13 protein-coding genes are annotated in these 17,154 nt (G+C 64.3%); 5 read left to right on the forward strand and 8 right to left on the reverse strand.

Annotated elements, in window-relative coordinates:
- Window positions 1–49 precede the first annotated feature (49 nt).
- Window positions 50–886, forward strand: a complete 837-nt coding sequence (locus tag KBI52_RS32040; protein WP_173950007.1) for a lytic transglycosylase domain-containing protein — start codon at window positions 50–52, stop codon at window positions 884–886.
- 60 nt (window positions 887–946) lie between these two features.
- On the opposite strand, the gene KBI52_RS32045 is transcribed toward KBI52_RS32040, so the two are convergent.
- From KBI52_RS32045 to KBI52_RS32055, 3 genes are all read right to left on the reverse strand, one after another.
- Complete coding sequence (locus KBI52_RS32045) at window positions 947–1,735, reverse strand: hypothetical protein (RefSeq protein ID WP_173950006.1); 789 nt, start codon at window positions 1,733–1,735, stop codon at window positions 947–949.
- 416 nt (window positions 1,736–2,151) lie between these two features.
- Window positions 2,152–3,627 carry an aldehyde dehydrogenase family protein gene (locus tag KBI52_RS32050; RefSeq protein ID WP_173950005.1) on the reverse strand — a complete coding sequence of 492 codons (1,476 nt, stop codon included), beginning with the start codon at window positions 3,625–3,627 and terminating at the stop codon, window positions 2,152–2,154.
- A gap of 2 nt (window positions 3,628–3,629) precedes the next feature.
- The gene (locus KBI52_RS32055; RefSeq protein ID WP_210812827.1) at window positions 3,630–4,826 is read right to left on the reverse strand and encodes a fumarylacetoacetate hydrolase family protein; all 1,197 of its coding nucleotides are present in this window, start codon (window positions 4,824–4,826) and stop codon (window positions 3,630–3,632) included.
- A gap of 291 nt (window positions 4,827–5,117) precedes the next feature.
- On the opposite strand from KBI52_RS32055, the gene KBI52_RS32060 reads away from it, so the two are divergent.
- From KBI52_RS32060 to chrA, 3 genes are all read left to right on the forward strand, one after another.
- Window positions 5,118–5,906 (forward strand): TIGR00730 family Rossman fold protein, encoded by a 789-nt coding sequence (locus KBI52_RS32060; RefSeq protein ID WP_173950003.1) that lies wholly within the window; start codon window positions 5,118–5,120, stop codon window positions 5,904–5,906.
- 133 nt (window positions 5,907–6,039) lie between these two features.
- The gene (locus KBI52_RS32065; protein ID WP_210812828.1) at window positions 6,040–6,864 is read left to right on the forward strand and encodes a sulfurtransferase/chromate resistance protein; all 825 of its coding nucleotides are present in this window, start codon (window positions 6,040–6,042) and stop codon (window positions 6,862–6,864) included.
- Between the two features lies 1 nt (window position 6,865).
- Window positions 6,866–8,263, forward strand: coding sequence for a chromate efflux transporter (gene chrA, locus KBI52_RS32070; RefSeq protein WP_262265611.1), 1,398 nt, complete (start codon window positions 6,866–6,868; stop codon window positions 8,261–8,263).
- 43 nt (window positions 8,264–8,306) lie between these two features.
- Here chrA and KBI52_RS32075 read toward each other — a convergent pair whose 3' ends face one another.
- From KBI52_RS32075 to KBI52_RS32095, 5 genes are all read right to left on the reverse strand, one after another.
- Window positions 8,307–9,086 carry an SDR family oxidoreductase gene (locus KBI52_RS32075; protein WP_173950001.1) on the reverse strand — a complete coding sequence of 260 codons (780 nt, stop codon included), beginning with the start codon at window positions 9,084–9,086 and terminating at the stop codon, window positions 8,307–8,309.
- 23 nt (window positions 9,087–9,109) lie between these two features.
- Window positions 9,110–10,021, reverse strand: coding sequence for a dihydrodipicolinate synthase family protein (locus KBI52_RS32080; RefSeq protein ID WP_210812829.1), 912 nt, complete (start codon window positions 10,019–10,021; stop codon window positions 9,110–9,112).
- Window positions 10,022–10,117: 96 nt separating this feature from the next.
- Entirely contained in the window at window positions 10,118–10,291 is a 174-nt protein-coding gene (locus KBI52_RS32085; protein WP_173949999.1) for a hypothetical protein, read from the reverse strand.
- Window positions 10,292–10,392: 101 nt separating this feature from the next.
- Window positions 10,393–13,179, reverse strand: coding sequence for a phosphoenolpyruvate carboxylase (gene ppc, locus KBI52_RS32090; protein WP_210812830.1), 2,787 nt, complete (start codon window positions 13,177–13,179; stop codon window positions 10,393–10,395).
- Between the two features lie 89 nt (window positions 13,180–13,268).
- Window positions 13,269–14,579 carry an Hsp70 family protein gene (locus tag KBI52_RS32095; RefSeq protein WP_210812831.1) on the reverse strand — a complete coding sequence of 437 codons (1,311 nt, stop codon included), beginning with the start codon at window positions 14,577–14,579 and terminating at the stop codon, window positions 13,269–13,271.
- Window positions 14,580–14,763: 184 nt separating this feature from the next.
- Between KBI52_RS32095 and KBI52_RS32100 the strand changes: the two genes are divergently transcribed.
- Window positions 14,764–17,109 (forward strand): Tex family protein, encoded by a 2,346-nt coding sequence (locus tag KBI52_RS32100; RefSeq protein ID WP_210812832.1) that lies wholly within the window; start codon window positions 14,764–14,766, stop codon window positions 17,107–17,109.
- The last annotated feature ends 45 nt before the right edge of the window (window positions 17,110–17,154 follow it).

A 17,154-nucleotide genomic window follows, 5' to 3' on the forward strand; every position in this document is an offset into this window, starting at 1 on the left:
CACGTGGCCAACATTCTTCACTCTTCAATCCTTCCGAGCGGGGTCTTTCATGCGCTTGCTGCTGGCGCTTTGTGGCATGGCCCTCGGCTGCGGCGCCACCCTGGCCGCTCCGGGAGGGTCGATGGAGACCGTCCAGCAGGCTCTGTGCCGGCTGATCGAGGGAGCGGCACGCACCCAGCAGATCCCCCACGATCTGCTCACCAGACTGATCTGGCAGGAAAGCTCCTTCCGCCCGAATGTCGTGAGCCCGGCGGGTGCACAGGGGATCGCCCAGTTCATGCCGGGCACGGCTCGGGAGCGAGGCTTGACCGATCCCTTCGATCCCGAGCAGGCGATCCCCAAAGCCGCCGAGTTCATCGCCCACCTTGCGGAGCAGTTCGGCAATCTCGGGCTGGCGGCCGCCGCCTATAACGGCGGACCTGCACGAGTGACTTCCTGGCTCGCAGGCCAGGGGGGCTTGCCTGCCGAGACCAGGAACTACGTGATCGCCGTGACCGGCCGGCCCGCCGAGGAATGGGCCGCCGATGCGAAGGAGAAGCGAAACGCCGACTGGAGCCCATCCGGTCAGAGCTGCCAGCAGATCGTCGCCACGCTTCGTATCCCCGGACGCGGCGAACCCATTGAGGCGCCTTTTGCGCCCTGGGGCGTTCAGCTTGCCGGCAATTTCTCGAAGGAGCGCGCGCTCGCAACGTTCAGGCGCACCAGTCAGGCCTACGCGTCGCTCCTGAAGGATGTGCGGCCCATGATCATCGGAACGCGGCTACGCTATCGCGGCACACGCACGTTCTACCGCGTTCGCGCTCCCGCCGAGACGCGGCAGGCGGCCGAGCAGCTATGCCGCAACATCCGCACGGCCGGCGGCAGCTGCATCGTGCTGCCGAGTTGAAAAAAACCTGCGCCGTTTACACGGCGCAGGCTCTTCCTGGATCCTCGATGGAGCAAGCGATCAGCGGCGCTGTGGCCGGAGCGAGCGGGCCAGCTCGCGGATGACGTTGTCCTCGATGTTGAGGTTCAGATCGTTGTCGTCGCCCGCATCGTCGTCCCCCATATCCGCATCAACCGAAGCCGCGGGCCTGGACAGAACGCCCCGCTGCGGCTGAGCCGCTCTCTCATTCCCTTGTGCAGGAGCGGTCGGCGGAGCATTGCGCTGCCCGGTTCCGGCTTCAGCAGAGCTGCGTGCCGGAGCGTTGGGGGTATAGCCGCGAGGCGCGGAGTACCGGTTTTCGAGAGTATCGAGCAGGCTGTTGAGAGCCGCGTTCGACATCGGAACATCGGGCGCCTGAGGCGCGCCCTCAAGGGCGATGGATCGGTTCTGGTAGGCCACTTCCGTCGTCACATCCGGTCCGAACCAGGACAGGGGCCGGAAATCTCTCGCTTCCTCATCGCTCTCGAACGGGACGGAGATCAGATCCAGCGGACCGGGCGTCACGAAACGGACGATCTGGATGTCGCGCGTGCCGACCGTGAGATGAGTGAGCAGATAATCAAGCTTGCCGGGCGTGACATCGAGAAGAGCCTCTGCATGGGCCCGAGGAACTTCGGTCCTCTCCTCAATGGGGCCGTTGGGCCCTGCATGGAGCAGAACGAGGCTGCCCTTGTCGCCCTCTACAACCACGAAGGAGCTGCGGTCTGCCTGATTGGGGAAGTGGCCCTCCGTGACACGATTGCCTCCCCTCTCCTTGCGGATCAGACGTGCAAGCGAGGAAGCAATAAGATAACGCCGGGAAGTAACCATATTGAGTTCTCTACTATTGACGGGGCGCCACTTACCGGTGCGCAGAACCAGCAGCATGCATTCGCAACCGAACGAAATTGCAATTCAGTTTCCCACGCGAGAAAGCATGAAGGTGAATGCAACAATGTTTGCCGCTGCAGAAGTTCAGGCCTGTAAGTACAAGTCCTCTTGGAAGCCTATGATGGCGTTCCCATGGCAAAGTTCAATGGACCGGACCAAAAGCTGCCCGAGTTTTGACGATAAAGTTAACGCTGGTTTGGATGTGGATGTGTATCTCACATCTGAATCTGAAAGCACGAACTACTTCGCGCTGGAAGGAGCGTCAAATTCACACGCCCGATCATCACATAAGTCAAAAGCCTCAGCGTCTCACGGACGGAAACGCTGAGGCCATACGACGTACGAGCGTAATTGAATTACTCGCTCGACTTGGTCTTCGGCACGTAAGGACCGTTACCGTCGAAGGTGTAGGCAGTCTTCACCGTGGTGTAGAATTCCTGCGCATAGCGGCCCTGCTCGCGCGGACCGTAGGACGAGCTCTTCCGACCGCCGAACGGCACATGGTAGTCGACGCCGGCGGTGGGCAGATTCACCATCACCATGCCGGCTTCCGCATTGCGCTTGAAGTGCGAAGCGTATTTCAGGCTCGTGGTGCAGATGCCGGATGAGAGACCGAACGGCGTATCGTTGGCGAGCTCCAGCGCCTCGTCGTAATCCCTTGCTCGGGTCACCGTGGCGACCGGTCCGAAGATCTCTTCCCGCGCCACGCGCATCTCGTTGCTCACCTCCGTGAACAGCGCGGGCGCCAGATAGAAACCGGGCGTCTCGCGCTTCAGCAGTTCGCCGCCGGCGACCAGCTTGGCGCCCTCCTCCTGGCCGATGCGGATATACTTCAGGTCCTGGTCGAGCTGGCTCTGGTCGACCACGGGACCGATATGCGTGCCTGCCTTCAGGGCGTCGTCGATGACCAGCCCCTGCATACGCTCCTGCATGGCGGCCACGAACCTGTCATGGATGCCCTCGGTCACGATCAGCCGCGAGGAAGCGGTGCAGCGCTGGCCCGTGGAGAAGAAGGCACTGTTGACCGCGCATTCCACGGCCACCTTCAGGTCGGCGTCGTCGAGAACCACCATCGGGTTCTTGCCGCCCATCTCGAGCTGAACCTTCTTCATCGGATCGGCCGTGATGCAGGTCTGGGCGACCTTGCGTCCCGTGGGCACCGATCCGGTGAACGAGATGGCCGACACCTTGGGGCTCTGCAGCATGGCTTCGCCCACCACCGAGCCGCGTCCCATCACCAGATTGAACACGCCCGCCGGCACTCCGGCCCGGATGATGATCTCGGACAGGGCATGGGCCGAACCCGGCACGAGATCGGCCGGCTTGAACACCACCGTGTTGCCGTAGGCGAGAGCTGGGGCGATCTTCCACGCGGGGATTGCGATCGGGAAGTTCCAGGGCGTGATCAGGCCGACGACGCCCACCGGCTCGCGGGTGATCTCCACGTCGATGAAGGGCCGCACGGACGGCACCTTCTCGCCAGCCATGCGCAGGCACTCGCCGGAGAAGAACAGGAAGATCTGAGCGGCACGGGTCACCTCGCCGATGCCCTCCGGCAGGGTCTTTCCCTCCTCTCGGGAGAGCAGGCGGCCAAGCTCCTCCTTGCGGGCGAGGATCTCGTCGCCGACCGCCTTCAGAATGTCGTGGCGCTGCTGGATCGAGGAGCGCGACCAGGCCGGGAAGGCATCGTAAGCCGCTGCGATGGCGCGCTCGGCCTCCGCCACTGAAGCGCGGGCATACTCGCCCACCACGTCGTTGGTGTTCGACGGATTGACGTTCGCAGAGGCTTCCGTCGCCGACAGCCACTCGCCTGCAATATAGTTCTTCGTCATCGTTAACCTGCCTGTCTGGTGTTGATGAGGCCCCGTTGGGCCAGGTTGGACATGAGAGCGCTGATGCCGAAGGTCCACGGCTCGCATTCGGAGCTCGGCTTCATGCGGTTGACCAGCGCTCCAAGCTTGGGAGCCGCAATGGTGACGGTGTCGCCGCGCTTGTGCGTGAAGCCCATGCCGGCCTCGTTCCGGTCCTGCGTGGGCGCGAACATCGTCCCAAGGAAGAGCGCGAACCCGTCCGGGTACTGATGGTGGGGACCGATGGTCTGAGCGACAAGGTCCTCGGGATCGCGGCTGATCTTCGTGATCGACGAGGAGCCCTCGAGCCTGAACCCGTCTTCACCCTCGACCGTCAGCGTCACCGTGGTCTGGCGCACGTCATCGAGCGAGAAGGTTTCATCAAAGAACCGGATGAACGGTCCGACGGAGCACGATGCGTTGTTGTCCTTCGCCTTCGAGAGCAGCAGCGCAGAGCGCCCTTCGAAATCGCGCAGGTTCACGTCGTTGCCGAGGGTGGCCCCGACGATCCTGCCCTGAGCCGTGACGATCACTACCACCTCGGGCTCGGGATTGTTCCAGGTGGATTTGGGGTGCAGGCCCGCATCCATGAAGGTGCCAACGGCCGAGAGCGTCGGAGCCTTGGTGAACACCTCCGCGTCGGGTCCGATGCCGACCTCGAGATACTGACTCCACGCCCCCTGGGCGACGAGAACCTCCTTGAGGGCCATAGCCTCGGCCGACCCGGGCTTCAGACGGCTCAGATCATCGCCCACGAGCCGCAGGACCTCGGCCCGGATGGCGGCCGCGGCGCTGGCGTCGCCTCGTGCGCGCTCCTCGATGACGCGCTCCAGCATGGACACGGCGAAGGTAACGCCGGCTGCCTTGATGACCTGGAGATCGATCGGCGCGAGAAGCCAGGGTTTGGACGCATCACGGCCGTCCGGCGCGGTATTGCCGGCGATCTCTTCGAGCGAGCCGATCCTCTCGCCCTTGGCGGCTTTCACCGCATGCGCAGGATTCTCGAGAGCCGCAAGGCCGCTCACCGTCGGATAGGTCGAGGAGATATCGAAGAGCCCGTCCTCCCTGACGGCGACGACGGAGGGTCCGATCCCAGGGCGCCAGACGCGTCCGACAAGAACTCCTTGCAATCCATCGTCCGGCAGAATCCGGGCTATCATCGTCGAAGACAAATGGTCCATTGGCTGGCGCTCGCTTCCTGTTGGGGCCGTTTTCCGCCCTTCCCATGTGCGCCCTTGATATAGCCACCGCGGCGCGAGCGGCTATAGGGAAAATGACTTTCCCCGGCTTCGATCGGGGAAAGGTCGGAACAAATCTGGCTCGTGCTCCGTTGCGCCGCGCGGCAATGGGAGCGCCACGGACAGGGGCATTCCACTTTGTGGACCTTCGACCATGTCTTTGCCGGGCCGAAAAGGGTTAACCGGGACCGGAAAGTATGCTTTGTGCAGGCCGCGTGACAGGAGTCCTATTCCATGGCTGACAGCGAACCTTCAAATGCCGCAAGCCTCAACTCGCCGTCCTACCGGCTCGCCGCGATGGATCAGGACTTCCTCCTGGGCGATTCCATGCGGGGCGTCCGGTTCATGCTGGAATATGCCAAGGCCGAGGAGAGCCTGCGGACCTGGGGTGTGCGATCGACCATCGTCGTCTTCGGCAGCGCCCGCGTTCACGAGAACGGTCCCGGAAAGCATCCGTTCTGGTACGAGCAGGCCCGCGCCTTCGGGGCCATTGCGTCCGAGCGGGGCGGCGCCATGACGGTCACCAGCGGCACCCGGGACAACGTGATTGCGACCGGCGGCGGCCCGGGTATCATGGAGGCGGCGAACCGGGGAGCCTTCGACGTCGGCGCGCCCTCCATCGGATTCAACATCACGCTGCCGCATGAGCAGGAGCCGAATTCCTACTCGACTCCGGATCTTACATTCCGCTTTCACTACTTCGCCATGCGCAAGATGCACCTGGCCATGCGGGCCAATGCCCTCGTGGTGTTTCCAGGCGGCTTCGGCACCTTGGACGAATTGTTTGAGATGCTGACCCTTCGCCAGACCGGCAAAGCCCCACCCCTGCCGATCGTCCTCTTCGACAAGGCCTATTGGCAATCGGTCATCAAGTTCGATGCCCTGCTCGAGCATGGCATGGTGAGCGAGCACGACCGCAAGCTCGTGAACTTCGCGGAGACAGCCGAGGATGTGTGGGGGTCTCTCATCGCGAACGGCCTTGTCGTTCAGACCCTGGAGAGGGATGCCGAGCCGGATTTCTGAGGGCCAGACCCGGATCGATTTGATTTGACAAAACCGGAGGGTTGAATTGTGATCCGCCCTATGGGGATCGCGATCTCCCCACGAGGCGACATGCCCAAGCATCGCATCCGCTCTCAACCATCACGGATGCACCATGTCGTCATTCAACACCATCTCTCCCGAAAAGCTGTCGCGCCTTGTCGGCACGCCCAGATGCCCCGTCCTCATCGATGTGCGCACCGATGAGGATTTTGCAGGCGACCCCCGCCTGATCCCCGGCTCCCGGCGGAGGTCTTTCGAGACCGTTGCCGACTGGTCCGTTGACCTTGAGGGCCGGATTGCCGTCGTGATCTGTCAGAAGGGCCTGAAGCTCAGCCATGGGGTGGCGGCCTGGCTGCGCCACGCAGGGGTGCCGGCGGACTCCCTTGAAGGTGGAGCGCTGGCCTGGGCGCAGGCTGGTTTGCCCATGGTCGCGGTAGATCGGATTCCACCGCTCGATCGGCAAGGAAGGACGGTCTGGGTCACCCGCTCGCGACCCAAGATCGACCGGATCGCCTGCCCCTGGCTGATCCGCCGTTTCGTCGACCGCGACGCCGTCTTCCTGTTCGTTCCGACCTCGGAGGTGCAGGGTGTGGCAGAGCGCTTCTCGGCGATCCCCTTCGACGTCGAAGGCGATGAGATATTCTGGAGCCATCGTGGTGAACTCTGCACCTTCGATGTCATGGTCGAGGAATTCGGGCTGTCCACCGAGCCGCTGAAGCGGCTCGCCACCATCGTCAGAGGCGCCGACACGGCGCGGCTCGACCTGGCGCCCGAAGCGCCCGGTCTGCTCGCCGCCTCGCTGGGATTATCCCGGATGTATGCGGACGACCTCGCACAGGTCGAAGCCGGGCTTCTGCTCTATGATGCCTTCTATCGCTGGTGCCGGGACGCGACCGACGAAACGCACAATTGGCCCACGAGAAAGTCAGGGGCATGACGTGAACGAAACAGTGCGAGAACCCAGGGAATCCAAGGGGCAAGCTCTGCCCGATCACGGTGTCTCTCTCGGCGAGGCGTTCCGCGTCTGGCTGCGCGTGGCGGCCCTGAGCTTCGGCGGGCCGGCCGGGCAGATCGCCGTGATGCACCGGATCCTGGTGGAGGAGAAGCGCTGGATCTCCGAAGGACGTTTCCTCCATGCTCTCAACTACTGCATGCTGCTGCCGGGTCCGGAGGCCCAGCAGCTTGCCACCTATGTGGGCTGGCTCATGCACCGCACCCTCGGCGGCATCATGGCGGGAGGGCTGTTCATCCTGCCCGGGATCATGGCCATCATGGGCCTCAGTTGGGTCTATGCTCTCTACGGCAAGATCGGCATCGTGGCGGCGCTCTTCTTCGGCCTGAAGGCAGCCGTGCTGGCCATCGTGCTCGAGGCCGTGGTCCGGATCGGCAGGCGGGCATTGAAGAACCGCATCCTGATCGGGATTGCTGCGGCGGCCTTCGTGGCGATCTTCTTCCTCGGCGCGCCCTTTCCTCTGATCATTCTCGCGGCCGCGGTGATCGGCTTTGTCGGTGCGCGGGCGGGTCTCCCGCAGTTCGAAGCCGGCGGACACGGCGCGGACGCGCAGGACGGCGACAATCTTCTCGGGGAGCACCGTCCCGCCCACGCCACACCCAGCACGGGACGAAGCGTGCGCGTCGCGGCGATCTGGCTTGCGCTCTGGCTGGTGCCGGTTCTGGCTCTCCTGCTGATCCTCGGCCGCAACGACGTCTTCAGCCAGATCGCGATCTTCTTTTCCAAGATGGCGATGGTCACCTTCGGGGGCGCCTACGCGGTTCTGGCCTATGTGGCTCAGCAGGCCGTGGAAACCTATGGCTGGCTGCAGCCGGGCGAGATGCTCGATGGACTCGGCATGGCGGAAACCACGCCAGGGCCCTTGATCATGGTGCTCCAATTCGTGGGGTTCATGGCGGCGTTCCGGGACGCCGGCTCGCTTCCTCCGCTCCTGGCAGGCACGCTCGGCGGCCTCCTTGCCACATGGGTGACCTTCACTCCCTGCTTTCTCTGGATCTTCCTCGGGGCGCCCTACATCGAAGTGTTACGTGGCAACAAGGCCCTGAGCGGCGCCCTCACCGCCATCACGGCTGCCGTGGTGGGCGTGATCCTGAACCTTGCCGTCTGGTTCGGGATTCACACGATCTTCGGCCGCGTTCGAGCGATGGAATGGGGGCCGCTCGATTTCGATATGCCTGAATGGAAAAGTGTCGATGAATGGGCGCTGCTGCTCGCAGGGGCGGCCGTCATCGCCATGTTCCGCTTCAAGATCGGGATGCTGCCGACGCTTGCAGCGACGTCCATCGCAGGGGTCATCCTGTACTGGGCGGGGATGATCGCTTGAACGGGGTGAGGCGGAAGGCCGCCTCCCCCCGTGTCGAACCGGATCAGGTGGTCGACGAGATCTGCCCGCCATCGACGCGCAGGATCGAGCCCGTCATGAACGAGGCCTTCTCGCTCGCCAGGAAGACGGCGGCAGCCGCGAACTCCTCAATCTCGCCGTAGCGACCTGCCGGAATGCCCGCGCGGGCAGCGTTCGCCACATCTTCGACGGAACGGCCGGTCCGCTCCGCATTGGCGGCATCGAGCTGCTTCAGGCGATCGGTAGCGATGCGGCCCGGCGCGACGGCGTTCACGGTCACGCCCGAGGAGGCCACTTCGCTCGCGAGCGTCTTGCCCCAGCCGACGAGCGCGGGACGGATCGCGTTCGAGATCGCGAGGTTCGGGATCGGCTGGATCACGCCGGACGAGATCACCGAAATGATGCGGCCGAACTTGCGCTCGATCATGCCGGGGAGAAGCTGGTCGGCAATCCGCACCAGGTTGACGAACATCGCCTCGAACGACTGGCGCCACTGATCGGACGACACCCCTTGCGCCTTGCCGGGCGGCGGACCGCCGCTGTTGAGCACGAGAATGTCGACGCCGCCGAGCGCTTCCGTCACATCCTTGACCAGGGCATCGACCTGATCGACCTTGCCGGTATCGCAGATGAACGGCAGGACGTCCCTGCCGATCTTGTCGGCAGCCGCCTTCGACCCGTCCATGCTGCGGCTCGCGATGGCGACCCGGGCGCCCTCCTCGGCCAAGCCCTGCGCGATGCCGAAGCCCAACCCTTTGCTCGCGCCGAGAACGAGCGCGCGCTTTCCCTTCAATCCTGTTTCCATGCGTGAAAACTCCCCTTGTTGCTTCACGAGCGCTCGATGCGCTGCATCAGCCATTCGATGTCGGCAATGGTTTCCGGGCTCAGCTTCGGCCCCGGCTTGCGCAGCGTATCGGATGCGATGATGCCGCGCCGCTTCAGCACGTACTTGCGCACGGCGAGGCCCACGCCGGGCTGTGTCTCGTAGCGCACCAGCGGCAGATGGCGGTCGAAGAGATCGTGCGCCTCCGCCCGCTTGCCCTGGTTGATGAATTCGACCACGCCGACCAGCATCTCCGGGTAGGCATAGCCCGTCATGGCGCCGTCCGCGCCCCGCTCCATCTCGAAGGGGAGGAACATCCCGCCATTGCCGCAGAGAATGGACACGCGGCGCACCTGGCCCGTATCGCTTGCGCGGCGCAGCGCCGTGATTTTGTCGAGGCCGGGCCAATCCTCGTGCTTGAGCATCACGCAGGACGGGCTCTGCTCGATGATGCGCATGATCACCTTCGGGGTCATGACCACGTTGGTGGTGAGGGGATAGTCCTGGATCACCCACGGAACATCCGGGCCGATGGCCTCCACGGCATCCGCGTAATAGGAGACGATCTGGTCGTCGGTCTTCAAGGTCGAGGGCGGCGCGATCATGACGCCGGCGGCGCCCGCATCCATCACCTTGGACGACAGGCCCGACATGGCGGCGAAGCCGGCCGCCGATACCCCGACGATGACGGGGACGCGGCCCGCCACCGTGGCGATCACCTGTCGGGCGAAGGCCAGGGCCTCATCGGCCGCGAGCTTGGGTGCCTCGCCCATGATGCCTAGAATCGTCAGTCCGGTCGCGCCGGCTTTCAGATAGGCCTCGACCATCCGGTCGGTCGAGGCGACGTCGACCCGTCCGTCGCTCTCGAAGGGCGTGGGGCAGATGACGTAGACCCCGGCGGCAGAACTCGTGAGCAAGACTTCCTCCTCGGCAAAGCGGGCAAGAGAACAGGAACCTCCATACACCCGCTTTGCGCCCGGCGCACTATCTTAGCTGCAGCCGGCTCTTCGCCTTTAGCTGCGTCCGGATCCGCTCTTCTTGCCGCCGCCATCCTGCTTGTTGACGGTGGCCCAAGCGCGCCTCTCGGCCTCCTTTTCCGAGAGTCCACGGCTCTCGTAGGATTCCTCGATATGCTCGGCCTTGCGCTTCTGCTTGTCGGTATAGGCGGACTTGTCACCGCGGGACATGGCATTTTCCTCTCGGGCTGGGTTCATCAGATGCATCCGACAGGGGATGCATGCTGAAGACTCAACCGGGAAGCCGGAGCACGGTTCCGCAACTTTGTTTCTTAGCCGCTGTTGCGCAGACCCGCCGCGATGCCGTTGATGGACAGGTGGATGCCCTGCACGACCTGCTCGTCCGCATCGCCGGAGCGGTGACGCTTCAGCAGTTCGATCTGCAGGTGGTTCAGCGGATCGAGATACGGGAAGCGGTTTCGGATCGAGCGGGCCAGGAGCGGATTGCCGTCGAGCAGGGATTGCTGCCGCATGATGGCAAGCAGCTGCCTGATCGAATCCTCCCATTCACGGCGCAGGCGCGGGAAGATGGCCTCGCGCAAGGCGTCGTCCGCGACGAGGTTCGCATAACGTGAGGCGATCGCGATGTTGCTCTTCGCCAGGACCATGTCCATGTTCGAGAGCAGCGCCTGGAAGAACGGCCAGTCGCGATACATCTCCTGCAGCAGCGCCATGCCGGTGTCGGGCCGCTTGTCGAGCCACTCGTTCACCGCGGAGCCGAAGCCGTACCAGCCCGGCAGCATGAGGCGGCACTGCGCCCAGCCGAACACCCATGGGATGGCGCGCAGATCCTCGATGCGCCGGGAGTTCGTGCGCGATGCCGGCCGGCTGCCGATATTCAGATTGGCGATCTCGCCGATGACAGTCGATTCCCAGAAATAGCGCTCGAACCCTTCGGTCTCATAGACGAGCGCCCGATACGTCTTGAAGGCGCTGTTCGAAAGCTCGTCCATCGCCTTCAGGTACTCGTCGCGAGGGGCGGACTGGCCTGAATGCAGAAGCGTAGCTTCGAGAGTGGCCGCGGCGAGGATTTCAAGATTGCGGCGCCCGAGATCCGGATTCGAGTATTTGCCGGCAATCACCTCGCCCTGTTCGGTGATCCGAATGGCGCCCTGCACGGCCCCGCCCGGCTGCGCCAGGATCGCCTGATAGCTCGGTCCGCCGCCGCGGCCCACGGATCCGCCACGGCCATGGAACAGCCGAAGGGCGACGCTGTGGCGCTTGAACACCTCGATCAGCTCGATCTCCGCCTTGTAGAGCTCCCAGCCGGAGGTGAGAAAGCCGCCGTCCTTGTTGCTGTCAGAATAGCCGAGCATCACCTCCTGGGCCTGCCCGCGGCTGCGCAACAGGCGCATGTAATCCGGCAAGGAGAACAAAGCATCCATCACGCCGCTGCAATTGCGCAGATCCGCGATGGTCTCGAAGAGCGGGATGATGTTCACATCCATCTCGCCGTCGCGCGGACGCAGGAGGCCCGCCTCCTTTAGGAGAAGAGCCACCTCTAGGATGTCGGATGGATCGCTCGCTTTGGAGATGACGTAGTTCGGCACGGCCGCGCGGCCATAGCGCCGATGGGCTTCGGCGGCTTCGTGAACGATGGCCAGTTCGGATGCGGTCTCAGGCGAATAGTCGAGATAGGGCGACATGAGGAGGCGCGGCGTGCGAAGCTCTTCCAGGAGCAGGGCGACGCGCTTATCCTCCGGCAGCCCTTCATAGGCGGTTCCGGGATTGGCCTTCTCAAAAAGCTCGGCCACGACACGCTGATGAACGTCGGAATTCTGGCGCATGTCGACGCTGGCCAGATGGAACCCGAAGACGCTGACGGCACGGCGCAGTTTGCGCAGGCGGCCACGTGCCAGCGATCCCGATCCGTTCGAGCGCAGGGAGCGGTGAAGGACCGAGAGTTCACCCTCAAACTCCTCGATGCTGTCATAGGCCGGTGCCTCGCCCACCGCATGGCGCGCCACATCGCCGTGCCCAAGCCGGGCTGCGGTTGCGGCAAGGCGTGCATAGATGCCTGTGATTGCTCTGCGATAAGGCTCGTCCTGACGATGGGGAGAGGGATCGGGAGAGGCCTTGGCGAGTTCCTGGATCTCGTCGGAGACGTTCACATAACGCCCATCGAGCGACAGTTCAGCGCCCAGGCAATGGAGCTCTTCCAGATAGAAGCTGAGAGCGTGCTTGCTCTGCAGCAGAAGGGCCTGCCGCAGGGCATCCGCGGTCACGAAAGGATTGCCGTCGCGGTCTCCGCCGATCCAGCTGCCCATACGTAAGAAGGAGGGCAGCTCAATGCTCTCCCATAGGGGATCCAAGGCCGCAAGCTGATCCTCGAGGGAGGCATAGACCCGGGGTAACTCCTTGAAAAAAGTGTAGTCGTAGTACGAAAGACCGTTGTTGACCTCGTCGATCACCTTGAGCCGGTTACGCCGAAGAATGCTCGTCTGCCAAAGTGTGAGAATGGCACGACGAAGGGCTTCCTGGCAGGCCGCCTCCTCGTCTGGTGTCAGATGCTGCCGATCCCGCTGCGCCAGAATCTGGGAGATTTCCATTTCGCGGTCGATGGTGCTCTTGCGGCGCACCTCTGTCGGGTGCGCCGTGAGAACGGGGCAGACGAGCGCGGAGGCAAAAACGGCCTGGAGGGCCGAATGGCTGACGCCGGCATCCTGGATGAGCTTGAGGGCTCGTGCCAGCGTTCCCTCGCGTGGCGCCGCAGCCTCCACGGCATGAGCGCCCGCCATCGCATGGGCGCGGGAGCGGCGGACATGATGCTGGTCCTCGGCGATGTTCGCCAGATGCGAGAAATAGCTGTAGGCCCGGATGATCTGGTTGCTGCGTCCCCGCGAGAGGCTGTTCAGGGTCGTCTCGAGCTCGCGGCGGGCCGCGTCATCCTCATTGCGGTGGAAACGGATCGAGGTCTGGCGGATGCGTTCCACGATCTCAAAGGCAGCCTCGCCCTCCTGCTCGCGGATCGTGTCACCCAGGATTCGCCCCAGAAGCCGAATATCGTCGCGAAGGGGAAGGTCCTTCTCGGGCGTGACGTCGGGGTTGATCAGAGACATGGGAGGGCTCCCGCTTGGCGCGTTTGCTGCACTGCGAAATAAAACCCTTTATCACCCTACGGCAAGCGTAATTTTATTTTAGAATCCGCCTAATTCATGACGGCCCACCGCTCCGGCCGGTCCGTCTGACCGATGAGCGCCAGCCCATAGGCGATGGACTCGAACTGGTCTGCCGAAGTCAGCCGGGTCTCGCCAAAGCGATCGACGAACAGGCGACGGATGGCTGGAACGAACGAGGTGCCGCCTGTCAGGAACACGCGCTCGATCTCCTCGGGTCTGACGCCAGCCCTGGAAAGAGCCTCGTCGACCGTTCCGGCGATCCGCTTTACATCTTCCGCGATCCACGATTCGAAATCGGCGCGCGTGATCTTCGCCTCGATATCGACGCTCTCGCCCTGGAACTGGAACGTCGTCTCCTCCTGGTTCGAAAGCGCAACCTTTGCCGAAGAAACGGCCCGGTAGAGGGCAAAGCCGAGATCGTACTCGATGATGTCGATGAATTTCTCGAGCGGTTCCGGTTCCAGGGCGACGCGGGCCAGTTCCCGCAGCTCCTTGAGGTCACCGCTGCCCTTCATCATCGCGAGATGGTTCCAGCGGGCGAAATTGGCATAATAGTGGTTGGGGATCGACAGGATCTTTCCCATGGAGCGATAGAGCCCACCTTTTCCCAGGCGCGGGGACACGACCTTGTCGACGATCCGGTAATCGAAGGCGTCTCCCGCGATCCCGATGCCGGCATGCCCCAGCGGCTCGGCCCGCAGCACGCCTCCCTGTCGGGAAAAACGCATGACCGAAAAGTCGCTGGTGCCGCCGCCGAAATCCGCCACCAGCACGGTGGCGTCATGATCGAGCTGGCGCGCGTAGAAGAAGGCGGCCCCCACGGGCTCGTAGACGTAGCGGGCCTGCTCCGCCCCGAGCCGGCTGAAGGCCGTCCGGTAGCGCTGCATGGCGAGATCGTCGTCCGGATTGTAGCCGGCGAACTGGACCGGCCGCCCGATGACGACGTTCCGTGCCCCCCAATCGAGCCGAGAGCCGCCATGGCGCACGAGCGTGCGCAGGAAGGCGCTCAGCAGGTCCTCGAAGGCATAGCGTTCGCGGAAGATCCGGGTTTCCTTGAAGGTCGCGCTGGCCGCGAAGGTCTTGAACGACTGGATGAAGCGGTGGGCATGCAGCCCGTCCAGGAACTGCTCGATGGCCCAGGGGCCACCCTCGACTTCGGTGCGCAGGCCGTTGCCGTGCCGCTCATCCCAGAAGCAGAGCGCCGTGACGTAGACCTTGAGACGCTCGCCCCCGTGCTCGAAGGTCAGCGCCTCCACGTTCCCGTTCCGGTCCGCCAGGGCCACGACCGTGTTGCTGGTGCCGAAATCGATGCCGATGGATAAATCGTCGGAGAGGGGCATGGAGACCTCGGGAGCGGGCGAAAGGGCCGGACGGTCTATACGCCGAGGCTTCGCCTGCCAAGCAGAAATGTCGAAACGCCGCTTTCCCTAACGGCACTGCGACCCCGGGGCTGTGGACGGGCCGTTGACCCGGTGGCGTCCCGCACCGTAGAAGCCGCGCCTTACGCCTTATTCGGAGACTTCCATGCTATCCATCGGTCAGCGCATCGCGAACGAACTGAGTGTTCAGGAGTGGCAGGTCAAGGCAGCCATCGAGCTGCTGGACGGCGGGTCGACCGTCCCCTTCATCGCACGCTACCGCAAGGAAGTCACCGGCACCCTGGACGACGCTCAGCTGCGCACCCTGGACGAGCGCCTGCGCTACCTGCGCGAGCTGGAGGACCGCCGCAAGACGATCCTGGACAGCGTCCGCGAGCAGGGCAAGCTCACCGACGAGCTGGCGCTCCAGATCAACACCGCCGACACCAAGGCGCGCCTGGAAGACCTCTACCTGCCCTACAAGCCCAAGCGGCGGACCAAGGCGCAGATCGCCAGGGAGGCGGGCCTGGAGCCTTTGGCCGACCTGCTTCTGGGCGAGCCGGGCCGCGAGCCCAAGGAAGCGGCTTCCGGATTCGTGAATGCCGAGAAGGAAGTCGCCACCCCGGAGGCGGCCCTCGAGGGCGCCCGCTCGATCCTCGTCGAGCGTTTCGCGGAAAATGCCGAACTTCTGGGAGCGCTGCGCGACATCTATTGGGAGCGGGGCAGCCTCACCTCCAAGATGCGCGACGGCAAGGCGACCGAAGGCGCGAAATTCGCCGACTATTTCGACTTCGCCGAGCCCCTGCCGAAGCTGCCCTCCCACCGGATCCTCGCCCTGTTCCGGGGCGAGAAGGAGGAGATCCTCGATCTGCGCATGGAGGAGGACAAGGACGCCGCAGAGCCCGGCTATGTCAGCCGCTACGAGGGCCGTACGGCGCTCGCCTACGGCATCGTCGATCAGGGCCGTCCCGGCGACAAGTGGCTTCTGGACACGGTTCGCTGGGCCTGGCGCACGAAGCTGCGCTTCTCCATCGAACTCGACATGAAGATGAAGCTCTGGCAGCTGGCCGAGGACGAGGCCGTGAAGGTGTTCGCCGGCAACCTGCGCGACCTGCTTCTCGCGGCTCCCGCCGGCGCGCGCCCGACCCTCGGCCTCGATCCCGGCTACCGAACCGGCGTCAAGGTGGCCGTGGTGGATGCGACCGGAAAGGTGGTGGCGACCGATACCATCTACCCGCACGAGCCGAAGCGCCAATGGGACGAAGCCCTTGCGACGCTGGCGCGGCTCTGCCGCGTGCACCGGGTCGAGCTGGTGGCCATCGGCAACGGCACGGCCTCGCGCGAGACCGACAAGCTCGCGGCCGAGCTGGTGGCGAAGCACCCGGATCTGAAGCTTACGAAGATCATGGTGTCGGAAGCCGGCGCTTCCGTCTATTCCGCGTCCGCCTTTGCCAGCCAGGAGCTGCCGGATCTCGACGTCTCCCTGCGTGGCGCCGTCTCCATCGCGCGCCGCCTGCAGGATCCGCTGGCAGAACTCGTGAAGATCGACCCGAAATCCATCGGCGTCGGGCAGTACCAGCACGATCTCGCGGAATTCAAGCTCTCGCGCTCCCTCGACGCGGTGGTGGAGGATTGCGTGAATGCGGTCGGGGTCGATCTCAACACCGCCTCGGCGCCGCTTCTCGCCCGCGTCTCGGGCCTCGGCGAATGGGTGGCGCAGAACATCGTCTCCCACCGCGATGCCAACGGGCCGTTCAAGACCCGCAAGGCGCTCACCAAGGTCTCGGGTCTTGGGCCGAAAACCTTCGAACAGGCGGCGGGCTTCCTGCGCATCCCGAACGGCGACGATCCGCTCGATGCCTCAGGCGTCCATCCGGAGGCTTATCCGGTCGTGCGCCGCATCCTCGAGGCCACGAAGAGCGATATCAAGGTGGTGATCGGCAACGGCGCCGTGTTGAAGAAGCTCAACCCGCAGAGCTTCACGGACGAGAAATTCGGCGTTCCCACCGTGAAGGACATCCTGAGCGAGCTGGAAAAGCCCGGTCGCGACCCGCGCCCCGAATTCAAGACCGCCACCTTCATGGAAGGCGTGGAGAAGATCAGCGACCTGAAGCCCGGGATGGTTCTGGAAGGCGTGGTCACCAATGTGGCGGCCTTCGGAGCCTTCGTCGACGTGGGCGTCCACCAGGACGGGCTCGTGCACATCTCGGCCCTGGCCGACACCTTCGTGAAGGACCCGCGCACCGTGGTGAAGCCGGGCGATATCGTGAAGGTGAAGGTGCTCGAGGTCGACGTTCCGCGGAAGCGCATCTCGCTGTCCATGCGCATGAGCGACCCGGCCGAGAAGCGGTCCGCCGGTCGGCAGGACGACAACCGGGCGGCGTTGCAGAAGCACCGCGCGCAGACCGAGCGGAAACCCGCTCCGCAGGCTCCCGCCGCCGGCGGCGCCCTGGCCGATGCCCTGCGCCGGGCCGCGATGGCGGGCGGCAAGGACAAGGGCAGCCGGAAGTGATCCTGACGGGGCGGCTTGTGGCCGCCCCTGAACTGCTCTAGAAGC

The organism is Microvirga sp. HBU67558 (assembly GCF_018069605.1).
Classification (GTDB): domain Bacteria; phylum Pseudomonadota; class Alphaproteobacteria; order Rhizobiales; family Beijerinckiaceae; genus Microvirga; species Microvirga terrae.

Bases quoted from the DNA above. Each gene is read 5' to 3' on its own strand.
- KBI52_RS32075 (WP_173950001.1), bottom strand. From the start codon at position 9,086: ATGGAAACAGGATTGAAGGGAAAGCGCGCGCTCGTTCTCGGCGCGAGC.
- KBI52_RS32100 (WP_210812832.1), top strand. From the start codon at position 14,764: ATGCTATCCATCGGTCAGCGCATCGCGAACGAACTGAGTGTTCAGGAG.
- KBI52_RS32050 (WP_173950005.1), bottom strand. From the start codon at position 3,627: ATGACGAAGAACTATATTGCAGGCGAGTGGCTGTCGGCGACGGAAGCC.
- KBI52_RS32085 (WP_173949999.1), bottom strand. From the start codon at position 10,291: ATGTCCCGCGGTGACAAGTCCGCCTATACCGACAAGCAGAAGCGCAAG.
- KBI52_RS32095 (WP_210812831.1), bottom strand. From the start codon at position 14,579: ATGCCCCTCTCCGACGATTTATCCATCGGCATCGATTTCGGCACCAGC.
- KBI52_RS32040 (WP_173950007.1), top strand. From the start codon at position 50: ATGCGCTTGCTGCTGGCGCTTTGTGGCATGGCCCTCGGCTGCGGCGCC.
- KBI52_RS32055 (WP_210812827.1), bottom strand. From the start codon at position 4,826: ATGGACCATTTGTCTTCGACGATGATAGCCCGGATTCTGCCGGACGAT.
- KBI52_RS32065 (WP_210812828.1), top strand. From the start codon at position 6,040: ATGTCGTCATTCAACACCATCTCTCCCGAAAAGCTGTCGCGCCTTGTC.
- KBI52_RS32060 (WP_173950003.1), top strand. From the start codon at position 5,118: ATGGCTGACAGCGAACCTTCAAATGCCGCAAGCCTCAACTCGCCGTCC.
- ppc (WP_210812830.1), bottom strand. From the start codon at position 13,179: ATGTCTCTGATCAACCCCGACGTCACGCCCGAGAAGGACCTTCCCCTT.
- KBI52_RS32045 (WP_173950006.1), bottom strand. From the start codon at position 1,735: ATGGTTACTTCCCGGCGTTATCTTATTGCTTCCTCGCTTGCACGTCTG.